A 14,776-nucleotide genomic window follows, 5' to 3' on the forward strand; every position below is an offset into this window, starting at 1 on the left:
GTGCAGCCCCTTGCATCCGTGCACGACCGTGCCGCGACATCCGCAGCGCCCCTAGAGTGGTGTGATGCACGATGCGAACCCCCTCGACGACCCCGCAGCCGACCCCTTCGACCTCGCAGCCGACGCCGCCGCGAAGATCGCGGAACTCACGGGCGTCGACCACCACGACGTCGCCCTCACCCTCGGCAGCGGCTGGGGCCGTGCCGCCGAGCTCATCGGCGAGACGACGCACACCATCGCGGCCACCGAGGTGCCCGGCTTCTCGAAGCCCGCGCTCGAGGGGCACGTCGGCACCCTGCGCTCGGTGCTGCTGCCGAGCGGCAAACGCGCGCTCGTCATCGGCGCCCGCACCCACTACTACGAGGGCCACGGCGTGCGCCGGGTGGTGCACTCGGTTCGCACGGCCGCGGCCACCGGCGCGACGACGATGATCCTCACGAACGGCGCCGGCGGCATCAAGCAGCACTGGACCCCGGGCACCCCCGTGCTCATCAGCGACCACATCAACCTCACCGGCGACTCGCCGCTCGAGGGGGCGACCTTCGTCGACCTCACCGACCTGTACTCGAAGCGGCTGCGCGACCTCGCGCGCTCGATCGACCCGACGCTCGACGAGGGCGTGTACTGCCAATTCCGCGGGCCGCACTACGAGACGCCCGCCGAGGTGCAGATGGCCAAGGCCATCGGGGGTCACATCGTCGGCATGTCGACTGCCCTCGAGGCCATCGCGGCGCGCCAGGCCGGCATGGAGATCCTCGGCATGTCGCTCATCACGAACCTCGCCGCCGGCATCCAGCAGACCCCGCTGAGCCACGCCGAGGTCATCGAGGCCGGCCAGGCCGCCGAACCCGTCATCACCGGGCTGCTCGCGAACATCGTCGCCGCGCTGTAGCCGCAGCGCAGAAGGAAGGGACGAGCCGATGCCGCAGCACATCGATCCCCGCGACGCGCAGCGCGTCGCCATCGCCGAGGCGTGGATCGCCCAAGACCCCGACCCCGAGACCCGTGACGAACTCGCCGCGATCATCGCGGCCGTGCGCGGCGGCGACCCCGAGGCATCCGCCGACCTCGCCGACCGGTTCGACACGCGCCTCGCCTTCGGCACCGCCGGCCTGCGCGGAGCGATCGCGGCCGGGCCCAATCGCATGAACCGCGTGCTCGTGGCACAGGCGGCCGCGGGGCTCGCGGCCTACCTCGTCGAACGTGCGACACCCGGCTCGACGCCGTCGATCGTCATCGGCTACGACGGACGCAAGAACTCCGACGTGTTCGCCCGCGACTCGGCCGAGATCATGGCGGGCGCGGGCGTGCGGGCAGTGCTGCTCCCCCGCCTGCTGCCCACCCCGGTGCTCGCGTTCGCCGTTCGGCACCTCGGCATGTCGGCCGGGGTCATGGTCACCGCCTCGCACAACCCCCCGAACGACAACGGTTACAAGGTCTACCTCGGCGGCGAGCACCACGGTTCGCAGATCGTCGCCCCCGCCGACGCCGAGATCGCCGCGCACATCACCCGCGTCGCCGAGTCCAGGTCGGTGCGCGACCTGCCGCGCGGCACGTTCTGGACGGCAGCCGAGTCGGTCATCGACGAGTACGTGCGGCAGACGGGGCTCGTGGCCTCGCCCACGGGCGCTGCGCCCGTCGCGCAGCCACGCGTCGTCTACACGGCGATGCACGGCGTGGGGTGGCAGACGATGTCGCGCGTGCTCGACACGGCGGGCTTCGACACACCGACGCTCGTCGACGCGCAGATCGAGCCCGACGCGGCCTTCCCCACGGTGGCGTTCCCCAACCCCGAAGAGCCGGGCGCCATGGACCTCAGCTACGAACGCGCCCGTGCCGTCGACGCCGAGCTCATCGTCGCGAACGACCCCGACGCCGACCGGCTCGCGATCGCGATCCCCGACCCTGCTGCCGAAGCGGGCTACCGGCGGCTCTCGGGCAACGAGGTCGGCCTCATCCTCGGGTGGCAGGCCGCGCGCCGCGCCGCCGATGCATCTGGTGACTCGGGGCCCCAAGGGGCGCTCGCGTGCTCGATCGTGTCGTCACCGGGGCTCGAGGTCGTCGCGCGTGCCTACGGCCTCGACTTCGAGGCCACGCTCACGGGGTTCAAGTGGATCTCGCGTGCGCCGAGCCTCGTGTTCGGTTTCGAAGAGGCGCTCGGCTACCTCGTGAATCCGGGCACCGTGCGCGACAAAGACGGCATCTCGGCGGGCCTCGCGTTCCTCGCACTCGCGGCCGAGCTCAAGGCCGAGGGTCGCACGGTCGCCGACCACCTCGATGAGTTCGTCGAGCGATTCGGATGCCACGCCTCGGGCCAGGTCTCGATCCGGGTCACCGACCTCTCGCGCATCGGCGAGGTCATGGCGCGGTTGCGCGCCGAACCGCCGGCCTCTGTCGGCGGCATCCGGGTCGAACGCATCGATGACCTCGCCGACGGCTTCGGCTCGCTGCCGCCGTCAGACGTGTTGCGCATCGTGCTCGAGGGCAACGCGCGGGTCATGGTGCGCCCGAGCGGAACCGAGCCCAAGCTCAAGGTCTACATCGACGCGGTGTCCGAGGCCGGAACCGTTGCCGAACGGCGAGCCGCGGCCTCCGCCGCCGTCGCCGCCCTCGACGCCGGCATGCGCGAACTCGTCGAGTAGCCCGATGCGAGGGCTGCGCCATTTCGGCGGGCCGCGCGCCAGTTCGGCTGGCGCAGAAGGTACAGAAGTGGCGCAGAGCGCGCCGGGCTCAAGCCCCAGGGGCGTCGATGCCGAGCAGGCCGCGCACGTCGTCGGCGGACGTGGCGCGTGCGAGGCGCGCGACCGTGGCGCCGTCGTTGAAGACGTTGGCGAGCGACGCCACCGATGCCACGTGCTCTTCGGCGTTCGAGACCGCGAGCCCCACGACGACCCGCACGGGGTCGTTGTGGGGATGCCCGAACGCCACGGGCTCGGCGAGGGTGACCACCGAGAGCCCCTCGCGACGCACATCAGGCCCGGGCCTGGCGTGCGCGAGCGCGAGACCGGGCGCGACGACGACGTAGGCACCGAACTCCTCGATGACCGCGATCATGCGGTCGGAGTACTCGGCCCGCGTCGAGCCCGAAAGCCTGAGCGCACGCCCGGCCAGCCGCACGGCGTCACGCCAGTCGGTCGCATGGGCGCCCAGCATGATGCCGGCATCGGCCAGCGGCGGGAAGGTCATTTCAGGTGATCCGTTCGGGCGGCGGTCGGACGCGGGCCCCGGGTCGGGGCATCGGTCGTCTGGCAGGTTCAGGCCTCGTCGAAGCCGTCTTGGATGAGCTCGGCGAGCTCTTCGCGGTCGTCGAGCGGGAGGAAGGCCGACGCGGCGGCATTCAGCTGGAACGTCTCGAAGTCGTCGAGGTCGTACCCGAACGCGTCGCTCAGCAGTGCGAGCTCGCGCGTGAGCGAGGTGCCGCTCTGCAGTCGGTTGTCGGCGTTCACCGTGACCCGGAACCCGAGCTGGTACAGCAGGTCGAACGGGTGGTCGACGAGCTCGCCGCCCCATGCCGCGATGGCCCCCGTCTGCAGGTTCGATGACGGGCTGGTCTCGAGGGCGATCTCGCGGTCGCGCACCCATTGCGCGATCGGCCCGAGCGAGACGTACGTGTTCTCGTCGTCTTGGCGCTCGATGACGAGGTCTTCGGCGATGCGCACGCCGTGGCCGAGCCTGAGGGCGCGACCATCGAGCAGGGCACCGCGGATCGATTCGAGGCCGTCGGCCTCGCCTGCGTGGATGGTGACCGGCATGAACTGGCTCGCGAGGTAATCGAACGCGGTGCGGTGCCGGGCCGGCAGGAACCCGGCTTCGGGGCCCGCGATGTCGAAGCCGACGACTCCCCGCTCACGGTGACGTACGGCGAGTTCGGCGATCTCGAGCCCACGGTCGTTGTGCCGCATCGCGGTGACGAGCTGGCCGACGCGGATGCGGCGCCCCAGGGCCTGCACGTCATCGAGGCCCTGCTCGATGCCCGCCTGCACGGCCTCGACCGCCTCGTCGAGGCTCAGCCCGCGAGTGAGGTGCTGCTCGGGTGCCCAGCGGATCTCGCCGTAGATGACCCCGTCGGCGCCGAGGTCTTGCACGAACTCGCGCGCGACTCGGCTGAGGCCGGCTCGGGTCTGCATGACCGCCGTCGTCAGGTCGAAGGTCTTCAGGTATTCGACGAGCGAACCCGAGTTCGACTGTTCCGTGAACCACGCCCTGAGCGCCTCGGCGTCGGCGGCCGGAACCTCGAGCCCGAGCTCATCGGCGAGTTCGATGAGCGACTGCGGCCGCAGGCCGCCGTCGAGGTGGTCATGCAGCGAGATCTTCGGCAGCGACTGGATGTCGGCGCCGTCGCCCTCGAGCCGGTACTCCGTCGGATTCGTGTTCACGACTCAACGATAGCGACACGGACGCCGCGAAGTCTCGGCATTCTCGAAGCAATGACGCGGCGCGTCGGTCGTGGAGCGTGGAGCGTGGAGCGTGGAGCGTGGAGCGAGCATATCGAGACCCGTCGCCAGGATCTCGATACGCTCGACGGCGCTCGCTGCGCGATCGACAGAGCCGTCAGCGCCCGATGCGGTCTGCGATGAGGGGTCCGCCGTCGTCGACCGGATCGCCCGCGGCGCCGATGCGCCAGGCACCATCGACCGCCTCGAGCGCCCGATCGAACCGCGCGGGGTCGTCGGCGAAGAGCGTGAACAGCGGCTGCCCGGCGCGCACTTCGTCGCCGGGCTTGGCGTGCAGGTCGATGCCCGCCGCGTGGTGCACGGGGTCTTCCTTGCGCGCACGGCCGGCGCCGAGTCGCCACGCGGCGATGCCGAACGGCAGCGCCTGCTGCTCGACGAGCACGCCGTCGCGGTCGGCGGTGACGTCGTGCTGCTCGCGGGCGACCGGCAGGGCGGCGTCGGGGTCGCCGCCCTGGGCAGCGATCGCGCGACGCCAGGTGTCCATCGCCCGCCCGTCGTCGAGGGCCGCCTCGACGTCGGCCTCGGGCTGCCCGGCGAGGTCGAGCATCTCGCGTGCGAGCGCGATCGTGAGTTCGCGCACATCGGCGGGCCCGCCTCCGGCCAGCACCTCGACCGATTCGCGCACCTCGTTGGCATTGCCGATCGTGAGTCCGAGCGGCACGTTCATGTTGGTGAGCAAGGCGGATGTCGCGACCCCCGCATCTTCGCCGAGCTCGACCATCGTGCGGGCGAGTTCGCGCGAGCGCTCGATGTCGGTGAGGAAGGCACCCGACCCGAACTTCACGTCGAGCACGAGCGCGCCGGTGCCCTCGGCGATCTTCTTCGACATGATCGATGACGCGATCAGCGGGATCGCTTCGACGGTGCCGGTGATGTCGCGCAGCGCGTAGAGCTTCTTGTCGGCCGGCGCGAGTCCGGCACCCGCGGCGCAGATGACCCCGCCGACGTCGCGCAGCTGCGCGAACATCTCGTCGTTCGTGAGGTCGGCCCGCCAGCCGGGAATCGACTCGAGCTTGTCGAGCGTTCCGCCGGTGTGCCCGAGCCCGCGGCCCGAGAGCTGCGGCACGGCCACCCCGAACGACGCGACGAGCGGCATCAGCGGCAGCGTGATCTTGTCGCCGACCCCGCCGGTGGAGTGCTTGTCGCTCGTGGGCTTGCCGAGTCCCGAGAAGTCCATGCGTTCGCCGCTCGCGATCATCGCCATCGTCATGTCGCGGATCTCGCGCCGGCTCATGCCATTGAGGAAGATCGCCATGGTCATCGCCGACATCTGCTCGTCGGCCACGTAGCCGCGGGTGTACGCGTCGATGAGCCAGTCGATCTCGGCGGTCTCGAGCTCGCGGCGGTCGCGCTTCGCGCGGATCAGGTCGACGGCGTCGAAGGCTTCGATGGCGCTCATGGGTGGTCTCCTCGGTAGTCGGCGAGCTGGCGCGGGCCGAACGCGTCGGGCAGCACCTCGTCGATGGTCTTGAATCCCGAGACGGTGTCGAGCACCATGCCCTCGACCGAGTGCTCGTAGAGCAACTGCCGGCACCGGCCGCACGGCATCAGCGTGGCGCCGTGCCCGTCGACGCACGTGAACGCGACCAGCCGACCCCCGCCCGACATGATGAGCGCCGACACGAGCGAGCACTCGGCGCACAGCGTGACGCCGTACGACGCGTTCTCGACGTTGCAGCCACTCACGACGCGGCCGTCGTCGACGACCGCGGCCGCGCCGACCGGGAACTCGGAGTACGGCACGTACGCCTTCGCCATGGCTTCGCGGGCGCGCTCGCGCAGGTCTGCCCAGTCGATCGGATCCGTTGCGGTCATGGTGCGCTCCCGTTCAGGCGATCGGTGCGACGGATGCCCCGTGGCCGGGGCCGCCCGTCAGGATTTGATGTACGGCTTGCCGTCTGCGGCCGGCGCGCGGGACTTTCCGACGAGGCCGGCGACGGCGAAGATGGTCACGACGTACGGCAGCATGAGCATGAACTCGCTGGGCACCGGCGAGCCGATGACCGAAAGCGTGTTCTGCAGGTTCGACGCGAAGCCGAACAGCAGCGCCGCCAGGGTGGCCTTGATGGGGTCCCATTGGCCGAAGATCACGGCGGCGAGCGCGATGAAGCCGGCCCCCGCTGTCATCTCTTTGTTGAAGGCGATGCCCGATCCGATCGTGTAGAACGTGCCGCCGAGTCCGGCGATCGAACCGGCCAGGGCGACGTTCCAGAACCGGGTGGGGTTCACCTTGATGCCGACGGTGTCGGCGGCCTGCGGGTGCTCGCCCACGGCACGCAGTCGCAGGCCCCACCTGGTGTGGAACAGGCCGATGTAGACGACGGCGACGGCGATGTACATCAGGTAGACGACGATCGTCTGACGGAAGAAGACGGGACCGACGATCGGGATGTCGCCGAGCACGGGGATCGGCAGCCGTTCGAACCTCGGCGGCGTGTTCAGCAGCGCCGCGTTCGGTGCGAGCACCTGCGAGAAGAAGAAGCTCGTGAGGCCGACGACGAGAACGTTGAGCACGACACCGACGATGACCTGGTCGACGAAGTACTTGATCGCGAATGCGGCGAGCACCATTCCCACGAGCATGCCGGCGACCATGGCCGCGATGAGTCCGAGCCACACCTGGCCAGTCACCGACGCCACGACTGCGGCAGTGAACGCGCCGGCGAGCAACTGGGCCTCGATGGCGATGTTGATGACGCCCGCACGCTCGCCGATTACGCCCGCGAGTGACCCGAAGATGAGCGGAACGGCGAGGCTCAGCGAGCCGAACAGCAGGCCGATCATCGGCAGCGACGAGCCCGAGCCCGCCCAGGTGAGGAATGCGAACATGAAGGCGATCGCGAAGACCACGATGAGCCAGAGCGGCACGCGGCGCTTCGAGCGCACGAGCACGACCGAGTACAGGGTCGCGACGGCGAGGAGGCCGACGACCGCCCACAACGCGGGCATCACGGGCACGACGAGGTCGGGCACCTGCAGCGCGTCGGTCTCTCTCGACCAACGGTAGGTCGTTTCGCCGGGTCGCGGCGCGAACACGGCGAGCGCGAGGGCGAGGAGCGTGAAGATCGCGAAGGCGATCGGGGCTTTCCAGCTCGTCACGACGGTCGTGTCGAGGGCGTCGGGTCGCGGCGCGACGCGGTGGTGCTCTACGGTCTTGCTCACTTCGCCTTCACCTCATTCGCGGCGGTCTTGCGAGATCGTTTCGGCTTGGCGTCGGGGGCGGGCAGGCCGAAGATCGTGCGCACGAGCGGCGGAGCCGCGATGAACAGCACGATGAGCGACTGCACCACGAGCACGATCTCGATCGGCACGCCCTCGGCGGCCTGCATCGAGAAGCCGCCGGCCTTGAACGCACCGAACAGGATGCCCGCCACGAAGGTGCCCCACGGAGTGGACCGGCCGAGCAGGGCGACCGTGATCGCATCGAAGCCGATGCCCGCGTCGATGCCCGCCGTGAACCCGGTGGTGACCGTGCCGAGCACCTGGCTGACCCCGGCAAGACCCAGCAGGGCGCCCGAGATGAGCATCGCGTAGACGTACATGCCGGGCACGTTGATGCCCGCGACACGGGCCGCGTTCGGGTTGATGCCCACGGCACGGAACTTGAACCCGAGGCTCGAACGGCTCAGGATCCACCAGACCAGCACGGTGGCGGCGATAGCGAGTACGAACCCGAAGTGCAGGTTGAACGGCGCCGGGAGGGCCGGGAAGATCGCCGTGTCCCTCATCGCCGCGGTCTTCGGGTTCGACGAACCCGGCGCCTGCAGCAATCCGGGTGTGCGCAGCATCCATGACACGAGGTAGAACGCGACGTAGTTGAGCATGATCGTCACGATGACCTCGTGCGCGCCGGTGCGGGCCTTGAGGAGCCCGGCGATGCCCGCCCACAGCGCGCCGCCGACGAGTCCGCCGACGAGGGCGACGATCATGTGCACGCCCCACGGCAGGTCGAAGCCGAATCCGATCCATCCGGCCACGGATGCCGCGATCAGCATCTGGCCCCGGCCACCGATGTTGAACATGCCGACGCGGAACGCGAGGGCGACACCCAGGCCACCCGCGATCAGCGGCGTTGCGAACAGCAGCGTCTGCGTGAGGGGCCTGATTCCGGAGAGGAAATCGTCGCGTCGGAAGTTGTAGATCGACCCCTGGAAGAGCGCGGAGTACGCACCCGACACCGACTGCCAGATCGCCGAGAGCATGTCGGCCGGCCGCGCGAAGAAGTACACGCTGGTCTCTTGCACGCGCTCGTCGGTGAACGCGATCATGATTGCGCCCACGATCAGGGCGAGCACCACCGCCAGCACCGAGATGATGGCATTGCCGGTGGCGATTTCGCGCAGCATCTTGTGCCACTTCGACGGCGGCGGTATGTCGTCTGCGGCACCCGAGGAATCCGCAACGGCACCGGGCCTCGACGCGGTCGCACGGGCGTCGGTGACGGCGGTACCCCCCTCGGGCGAGGCGGCCGCCGGCTCTTCGATGGCGACGTCGGCGTCGGGTTCGTTCGCGCCGGGGGCGTCGCCCGCCGGCTGCTGGGGGTCGCTCATGCGGCGGCTCCTTCTGGGGCGTTTTCTCCGGCCATCATGAGGCCGAGGACGTCACGCGGGGTGTCGCCAGGCACGATGCCGACGATGCGGCCGCGGTACATGACCATGATGCGATCGGCGAGCGCGGCGACCTCGTCGAGCTCGGTCGAGACGACGACCACGGGCACGCCGCTGTCGCGTGCCGCGACGATGCGCTTGTGGATGAACTCGATCGAGCCGACGTCGACGCCGCGCGTCGGCTGTGCGGCGACGAGCAATCGCAGGTCGCGGCTGAGTTCGCGAGCAAGCACCACCTTCTGCTGGTTGCCGCCCGACAGTCGCTGCACGTACTCGTCGATGCCCTGGGTGCGGATGTCGAACTCCTCGACCTTCTCGCGTGCGAAGTCGGCGAGGGTGGCGTGCTGCAGGTTGCCCATGCGCACGAACGGCGGCGACTCGCTGCGGTCGAGCATGAGGTTCTCGGCGATCGTGAACTCGCCGACCAGCCCGTCTTCGGTGCGGTCTTCGGGCACGAAGCCGACGCCCGACTCGAGGATGTCGCGCACGCTCTGGCCGACGAGCTCGGTACCGTCGAGCACAGCCGACCCCCGCACCTGGTGCGCCAGGCCCAGCAGCGCTTCGGTGAGCTCGGTCTGACCGTTGCCCTGCACACCGGCGACGGCCAGGATCTCGCCGCGTCGTACGGTGAAGCTCACATCGTTCACGACGAGCTGCCCGATCGGGTCGACGACCGTCAGGTGGTCGACCACGAGGGCGTCGTCGCCGAGCGTGGGTTCGTCTTTGTGCACGGTGAGCTCGACCGCTCGGCCGACCATGAGCGATGCCAGTTCGGCGTTCGACGCGGTCGGCTCGGCCTCGCCGACGACCTTGCCGAGCCGGATGACCGTGATGCGGTCGGCGACCTCGCGCACCTCGCGCAGCTTGTGGGTGATGAACACGATCGAGGTGCCCGCCTCTTTCAACTGGCGCATGATGACCATGAGCTCGTCGGTCTCTTGCGGGGTGAGCACCGCGGTCGGCTCGTCGAACACGAGCACCTTGGCATCGCGCGAGAGTGCCTTGATGATCTCGACCCGCTGCTGCACGCCGACCGGCAGGTCTTCGACGAGCGCGTCGGGGTCGACGTGGAAGCCGAACCGGGCCGCGATCTCTTCGACCTTCTTGCGCGCGGTGGGCAGGTCGAGCAGCCCGCCCGACCTCGTCGACTCGTTGCCGAGCATGACGTTCTCGGCGACGGTGAAGACGGGGATGAGCATGAAGTGCTGGTGCACCATGCCGATGCCGGCGGCCATGGCATCGCCGGGCCCCTCGAAGTGCACGACCTCGTCATTGAGGAGCACCTCGCCCTCGTCGGCCCGGTACAGGCCGTAGAGCACGTTCATGAGCGTCGACTTGCCTGCACCGTTCTCGCCGAGCAGGCAGTGGATCTCGCCAGCCTCTACGGTGAGGTCGATGTGGTCGTTCGCGACCAAGCTGCCGAAACGCTTCGTGATGCCGCGAAGTTCGAGCTTCATGTTCCCGATCCTAGTGATTCGACTGCATCCGTTGCAGTCGCTGCGCGAATGTTGAACGTGTCGGAGGTCGCGTGCTCAGATGTGGCGCGCGCGCGACCGAGTGGCCTCCGACAGTCGGAACGGGGAGGCCGGCATCCGCCGACCTCCCCGCTCAACGCCCTCGACTCAGTTGGCGGCGAGGTAGGACTCGACCTGCACGTCGCCCGCGATGATCGCGGCCATCAGGTCGTCGATCTCGCCCTGGAGCCCCTCGGGAACCTTGGACTCGAAGTCGTGGAACGGGGCGATGCCCACGCCCTCGTTCTCGAGGGTGCCGATGAAGGGGCTGTTGTCGAATTCGCCGTTGCCCGCAGCGAGGACCGCCTCTTCGGTGCCGACCGCGATGCCCTTGAGGATCGAGGTGAGCATGAGGTCGGCGACCGACGGGTCGGTCACGGTGAAGTCGGCGTCGACGCCGATCATCGCGATCTCGCGGCCCGCGTCGCGGATCGCCGCGGCAGCCGACTGGTAGATCGGGCCGCCGACGGGCAGCAGCACGTCGACGTTCTGGTCGATGAGCGCCTGAGCCTTCTGGCGCGCGGTGTCGTTGGCCTCGAAGCCACCGGTGAACTCGCCGTCTTGCGCGGCGCGGTCCCAACCGAGGACCTTGACGTCGGTGCCCTTCTCGGCGTTGTGGTACTCGACGCCCTGGGCGAAGCCGTCCATGAAGATCGAGACCGTCGGGAAGTTCATGCCGCCGAACGTGCCGACGACGCCGGTCTGCGAGTAGGCCGCGGCCGCGTAGCCGGCCAGGAACGCCGCCTGGGCGGTGTCGAAGAGGAGCGGCTTGATGTTCTCGGCGTCGGTGGCGCCGTCGAAGTCGCCGTCGGCCGCGTCGTCGATGATGACGAAGTTGATGTCGGGGTTGGCCACAGCCGCCTCGATGGTCGCCGCAGAGAGTGCGAAGCCGACCGTGACGATGAGGTCGCAACCCTGGTCGACGAGGTTCGTGATGTTCGGCGCGTAGTCGGTCTCGGCGTCGGACTGCACAGCGGTCAACTCGACGCCGAGCTCGTCGGCTGCCGCAGTGGCCCCCTCGAAACCGCTCTGGTTGAACGACTTGTCGTCGAAGCCGCCGGCGTCGGACACCATGCACGGCTGGAAGTCGGGAGCCGCGTCCCCGGTCTCGCCCGAGTCTTCGGGAGCCGCCGAGCACGCGGCGAGCAGCACGGCTGCGCCCAACAGCGAGAGGCCGCTGAGCGCCGCCTTCTTGGTCATGACCTTCACAGTGTCCTCCAGAGTCCTGCAGCCCCATCGGTCCGGGGGCGTTGAAGTCACGTTACCGAAAGTTGCATCGGTCGCCATCGTGGTTTGCGCCGGCGCAACGCAATGGTTATGAAGCCGCGACTTTCTGCTCACATGAGCAGGCGAATGATCCCCCGAACAGGGGTGACCGGCGCATCACGGTGCGCTGGGCGAATCCACGACGATGTCGCCGGCGATGATCGCCGCCCGAAGGCCCTCGATCTCGGCGTCGAGTTCGGCCGAGACGAGCGGCGCCAGATCGTGGTACGGCGCGATCTCGACCCCGCCGTTCTCGAGCGTGCCGATGAACGGCTCGTTCGAGAACGCGTCGTCGATGACGTCGCCGACGATCTCGACCATCGCATCTTGCGTGTTCTTCAGCACGCTTGTGAGGATCACCGGCCGGAACTCGGGGGTGAGCGTCTCGTAGCCGTCGCTGTCGACCCAGATCACCGAGACCCCGCCGCGTTCGACTGCGGCCGATGCGGCCCCCTCACCGACCTGCCCGGCCACCGGGAGGATCACGTCGGCGCCCTGGTCGATGAACCCCTCGCTGAGCGCCTTGCCCTTGTTGATGTCCTCGAAGTCGCCCGTGAACGCACCGTCTTGTTTCGCCTTGTCCCAGCCGAGCACTCGCACGGCGCCGCCGTGCACCTCGTTGTACTTGGCGACACCGTCGACGAAGCCGTCCATGAAGAGGGTCACGGGTGGCTGGTTGCCGCCGCCGAAGGTGGCGACGACGCCGGTCTTCGACACGCCTGCCGCGAGGTACCCGGCCAGGTACGACGCCTGCGCGGTGTCGAAGATGACCGGCTTCACGTTCGGCGCCTCGACGACCTCGTCGACGATCGCGAACGCGAGTTCGGGGTTCTCGCCCGCCTGGTCGAGGGTGGACTCGGCCAGCTCGAAGCCGACCGTGACGACGAGCTCGCAGCCCGACGCGGACGCCTGCTCGACGTTCGGGGCGAGGTCGGTCTCACCGGTCGAGACGAGCGCCTCGGCCTCGATGCCGTACTCGGCCTCTGCGGACTGCAGGCCCTCCCACGTCGACTGGTTGAACGAACGGTCTTCGAGACCGCCCGAGTTGGTCACCATGCGTACGCACGTGTCGGATGCCGCGACATCGTCGCCCGCGTCGGGCGCGGGTGCGCACGCGACGAACAGTGCGGATGCCGCGACGAGCACGGCCCCGACGGTGAAACCCCGACCCTGGGACATCCGCTGCCTCGCTTCTCTCGTGTGCCTAGAGCACGTCGCTCGAACCGCCGAGCCGCAGGGCGTCGACGACCGCCTTCACCCGCTGCGCGTGCTCGCTCGTGGTGACCAGCAACGCGTCGGGTGTGTCGACCACGACGATATCGTGCACGCCGATGAGGCTGATGACCCGTTTCGACCGGCTGACGACGATGCCGCTCGATGCGTCGGCGAGCACCCGCGCGTGCTCGCCGAGTATCGCGAGCTCGCCCGACCGGCCGGCGGTGTTGAGCTTCGCGAGCGAGGCGAAGTCGCCCACGTCGTCCCACGCGAAGTGCCCGCGGATGACGGCGAGCCGCCCGGCCGCGGCGGCCGGTTCGGCGACCGAGTAGTCGATGGCGATCTTCTCGAGCCGCGGCCAGATGCGGTCGACCGCCGGTCCGCGGGTCGCCGGGTCGTCCCATGCAGCCGCGAGCTCGATGAGCCCGGCATGCAGCTCGGGCTTGTTGCGGGCGATCTCGGCGAGCAGCTGATCGGCGCGGGCGATGAACATGCCCGCATTCCAGAGGTGCTTGCCGTCGGCGAGGTAGCGCCTCGCGGTGTCGAGGTCGGGCTTCTCGACGAAGCTCGACACGGCCTCGGCGTGCTCGGCGCCGTCGATGGCGAGCGCGTCGCCGCACTCGATGTAGCCGAAGCCGACCGCGGGCTCGGTGGGGGTGATGCCGATCGTCGCGATGTAGCCGGCGTCGGCAGCCGCGACCGCCTCGGCGACCGCCGACCGGAACAGGGTCTCGCCCGAGATCACGTGGTCGGCGGCGAACGAGCCGATGATCACGCCCGGCTCGCGGCGTTCGAGGATCGCGGCGGCGAGGCCGATCGCGGCCGTCGAGTCGCGCGGCTCGCTCTCGAGCACGATGTTCGCGTCGCTCAGCCCCGGGAGCTGGGCTTCGACGGCCGCACGGTGGGCGCGGCCGGTGACGACCATGATGCGCTGGTCGCCCGAGAGCGGCGCGAGCCGGTCCCACGTGTCCTTCAGCAGGGTCTGCCCGGAGCCGGTCAGGTCGTGCAGGAACTTCGGCGCATCGGCCCGCGAGAGCGGCCAGAGGCGGGAGCCGACGCCGCCCGCGGGGATCACGGCGTAGAACCGGTCGAGAGGCTGGTCCAGGTGCATCCGCTCAGGATAGCGGGCGGCGGCGAACATCAGCCGAGCGCAGAAGTCTCGACGTCAAGATATTAGGCAGCCCTAAGGGGCGCGCTCCGGAGCGTCGGACTACACTCGGGATCGGGCCGCTGCGCCCCCAGACGCCCGCTCGAGCCGGGCAGGATTCATCCCAGGGAGGGGTTGTTCATGCCACAGAACTCGGCAGGAACCCTGACCACACCCGCGAAGCCGGCGAGAGAGAAGCCGGGCGGCACGCTCTACCGCGGTCGCGAGGGTATGTGGTCATGGGTGCTGCACCGCATCACCGGTGTCGCCATCTTCTTCTTCCTGCTCGTGCACATCCTCGACACGGCGCTCGTGCGCGTGAGCCCCGAGGCCTACAACGCGGTCATCGGCACCTACCAGACGCCCATCATGGGCCTCGGCGAGGTCGCGCTGGTCGGAGCCATCGTGTTCCACGCCTTCAATGGCTTGCGCATCATCCTCGTCGACTTCTGGTCGTGGGCGACGCGCAACCAGAAGGTGCTCTTCTACATCGTCGTCGCGCTCTGGGTGATCACCATGCTCGCCTTCACGCCGCGCCACCTCATCAACGTCTTCAGCCACTAGTAAGGGGAG

At 69.3% G+C, this 14,776-nt stretch carries 13 protein-coding genes; 3 read left to right on the forward strand and 10 right to left on the reverse strand.

Translation table 11 applies throughout. From position 1 onward, the window contains the following. Positions 1 to 64: 64 nt before the first annotated feature. Together ABD164_RS16240 and ABD164_RS16245 are read left to right on the forward strand one after the other, a co-directional pair. Positions 65 to 892 carry a purine-nucleoside phosphorylase gene (locus ABD164_RS16240; protein WP_344297428.1) on the forward strand — a complete coding sequence of 276 codons (828 nt, stop codon included), beginning with the start codon at positions 65 to 67 and terminating at the stop codon, positions 890 to 892. A gap of 28 nt (positions 893 to 920) precedes the next feature. Further along, positions 921 to 2,642, forward strand: a complete 1,722-nt coding sequence (locus ABD164_RS16245; RefSeq protein ID WP_344297430.1) for a phospho-sugar mutase — start codon at positions 921 to 923, stop codon at positions 2,640 to 2,642. An 88-nt stretch (positions 2,643 to 2,730) separates the two neighbouring features. Here ABD164_RS16245 and ABD164_RS16250 read toward each other — a convergent pair whose 3' ends face one another. From ABD164_RS16250 to ABD164_RS16295, 10 genes are all read right to left on the reverse strand, one after another. Continuing rightward, positions 2,731 to 3,186 (reverse strand): PTS sugar transporter subunit IIA, encoded by a 456-nt coding sequence (locus ABD164_RS16250; protein WP_344297432.1) that lies wholly within the window; start codon positions 3,184 to 3,186, stop codon positions 2,731 to 2,733. Positions 3,187 to 3,254: 68 nt separating this feature from the next. After that, entirely contained in the window at positions 3,255 to 4,376 is a 1,122-nt protein-coding gene (locus ABD164_RS16255; RefSeq protein WP_344297434.1) for an adenosine deaminase, read from the reverse strand. Positions 4,377 to 4,551: 175 nt separating this feature from the next. After that, positions 4,552 to 5,853: a thymidine phosphorylase gene (locus tag ABD164_RS16260; protein ID WP_344297436.1), complete on the reverse strand. Its 1,302-nt coding sequence runs from the start codon at positions 5,851 to 5,853 to the stop codon at positions 4,552 to 4,554. Continuing rightward, positions 5,850 to 6,269, reverse strand: coding sequence for a cytidine deaminase (locus ABD164_RS16265; protein ID WP_344297438.1), 420 nt, complete (start codon positions 6,267 to 6,269; stop codon positions 5,850 to 5,852). The genes ABD164_RS16260 and ABD164_RS16265 overlap by 4 nt, the downstream gene beginning before the upstream one ends. Before the next feature lie 57 nt (positions 6,270 to 6,326). Further along, complete coding sequence (locus tag ABD164_RS16270; protein ID WP_344297440.1) at positions 6,327 to 7,616, reverse strand: ABC transporter permease; 1,290 nt, start codon at positions 7,614 to 7,616, stop codon at positions 6,327 to 6,329. Next, on the reverse strand, positions 7,613 to 9,004 hold the full coding sequence (locus tag ABD164_RS16275; protein ID WP_344297442.1) for an ABC transporter permease: 1,392 nt from the start codon (positions 9,002 to 9,004) through the stop codon (positions 7,613 to 7,615). The genes ABD164_RS16270 and ABD164_RS16275 overlap by 4 nt, the downstream gene beginning before the upstream one ends. Next, entirely contained in the window at positions 9,001 to 10,518 is a 1,518-nt protein-coding gene (locus tag ABD164_RS16280) for an ABC transporter ATP-binding protein (protein ID WP_344297444.1), read from the reverse strand. Before ABD164_RS16280 ends, ABD164_RS16275 begins: the two co-directional genes overlap by 4 nt. A gap of 165 nt (positions 10,519 to 10,683) precedes the next feature. After that, positions 10,684 to 11,784 (reverse strand): BMP family lipoprotein, encoded by a 1,101-nt coding sequence (locus tag ABD164_RS16285; protein ID WP_344297446.1) that lies wholly within the window; start codon positions 11,782 to 11,784, stop codon positions 10,684 to 10,686. Between the two features lie 174 nt (positions 11,785 to 11,958). Next, positions 11,959 to 13,020 carry a BMP family lipoprotein gene (locus ABD164_RS16290; protein ID WP_344297448.1) on the reverse strand — a complete coding sequence of 354 codons (1,062 nt, stop codon included), beginning with the start codon at positions 13,018 to 13,020 and terminating at the stop codon, positions 11,959 to 11,961. 25 nt (positions 13,021 to 13,045) lie between these two features. Continuing rightward, on the reverse strand, positions 13,046 to 14,167 hold the full coding sequence (locus ABD164_RS16295) for a mannose-1-phosphate guanylyltransferase (protein WP_344297450.1): 1,122 nt from the start codon (positions 14,165 to 14,167) through the stop codon (positions 13,046 to 13,048). Between the two features lie 177 nt (positions 14,168 to 14,344). Here ABD164_RS16295 and sdhC point away from each other — a divergent pair, with 177 nt between their 5' ends. Further along, a complete protein-coding gene (gene sdhC / locus ABD164_RS16300) occupies positions 14,345 to 14,767 on the forward strand; it encodes a succinate dehydrogenase, cytochrome b556 subunit (RefSeq protein ID WP_344297451.1) in 423 nt (140 codons plus the stop codon). Positions 14,768 to 14,776 lie beyond the last annotated feature (9 nt).

Origin of the sequence: Agromyces neolithicus (assembly GCF_039529735.1) — a bacterium.
Taxonomy (GTDB): domain Bacteria; phylum Actinomycetota; class Actinomycetes; order Actinomycetales; family Microbacteriaceae; genus Agromyces; species Agromyces neolithicus.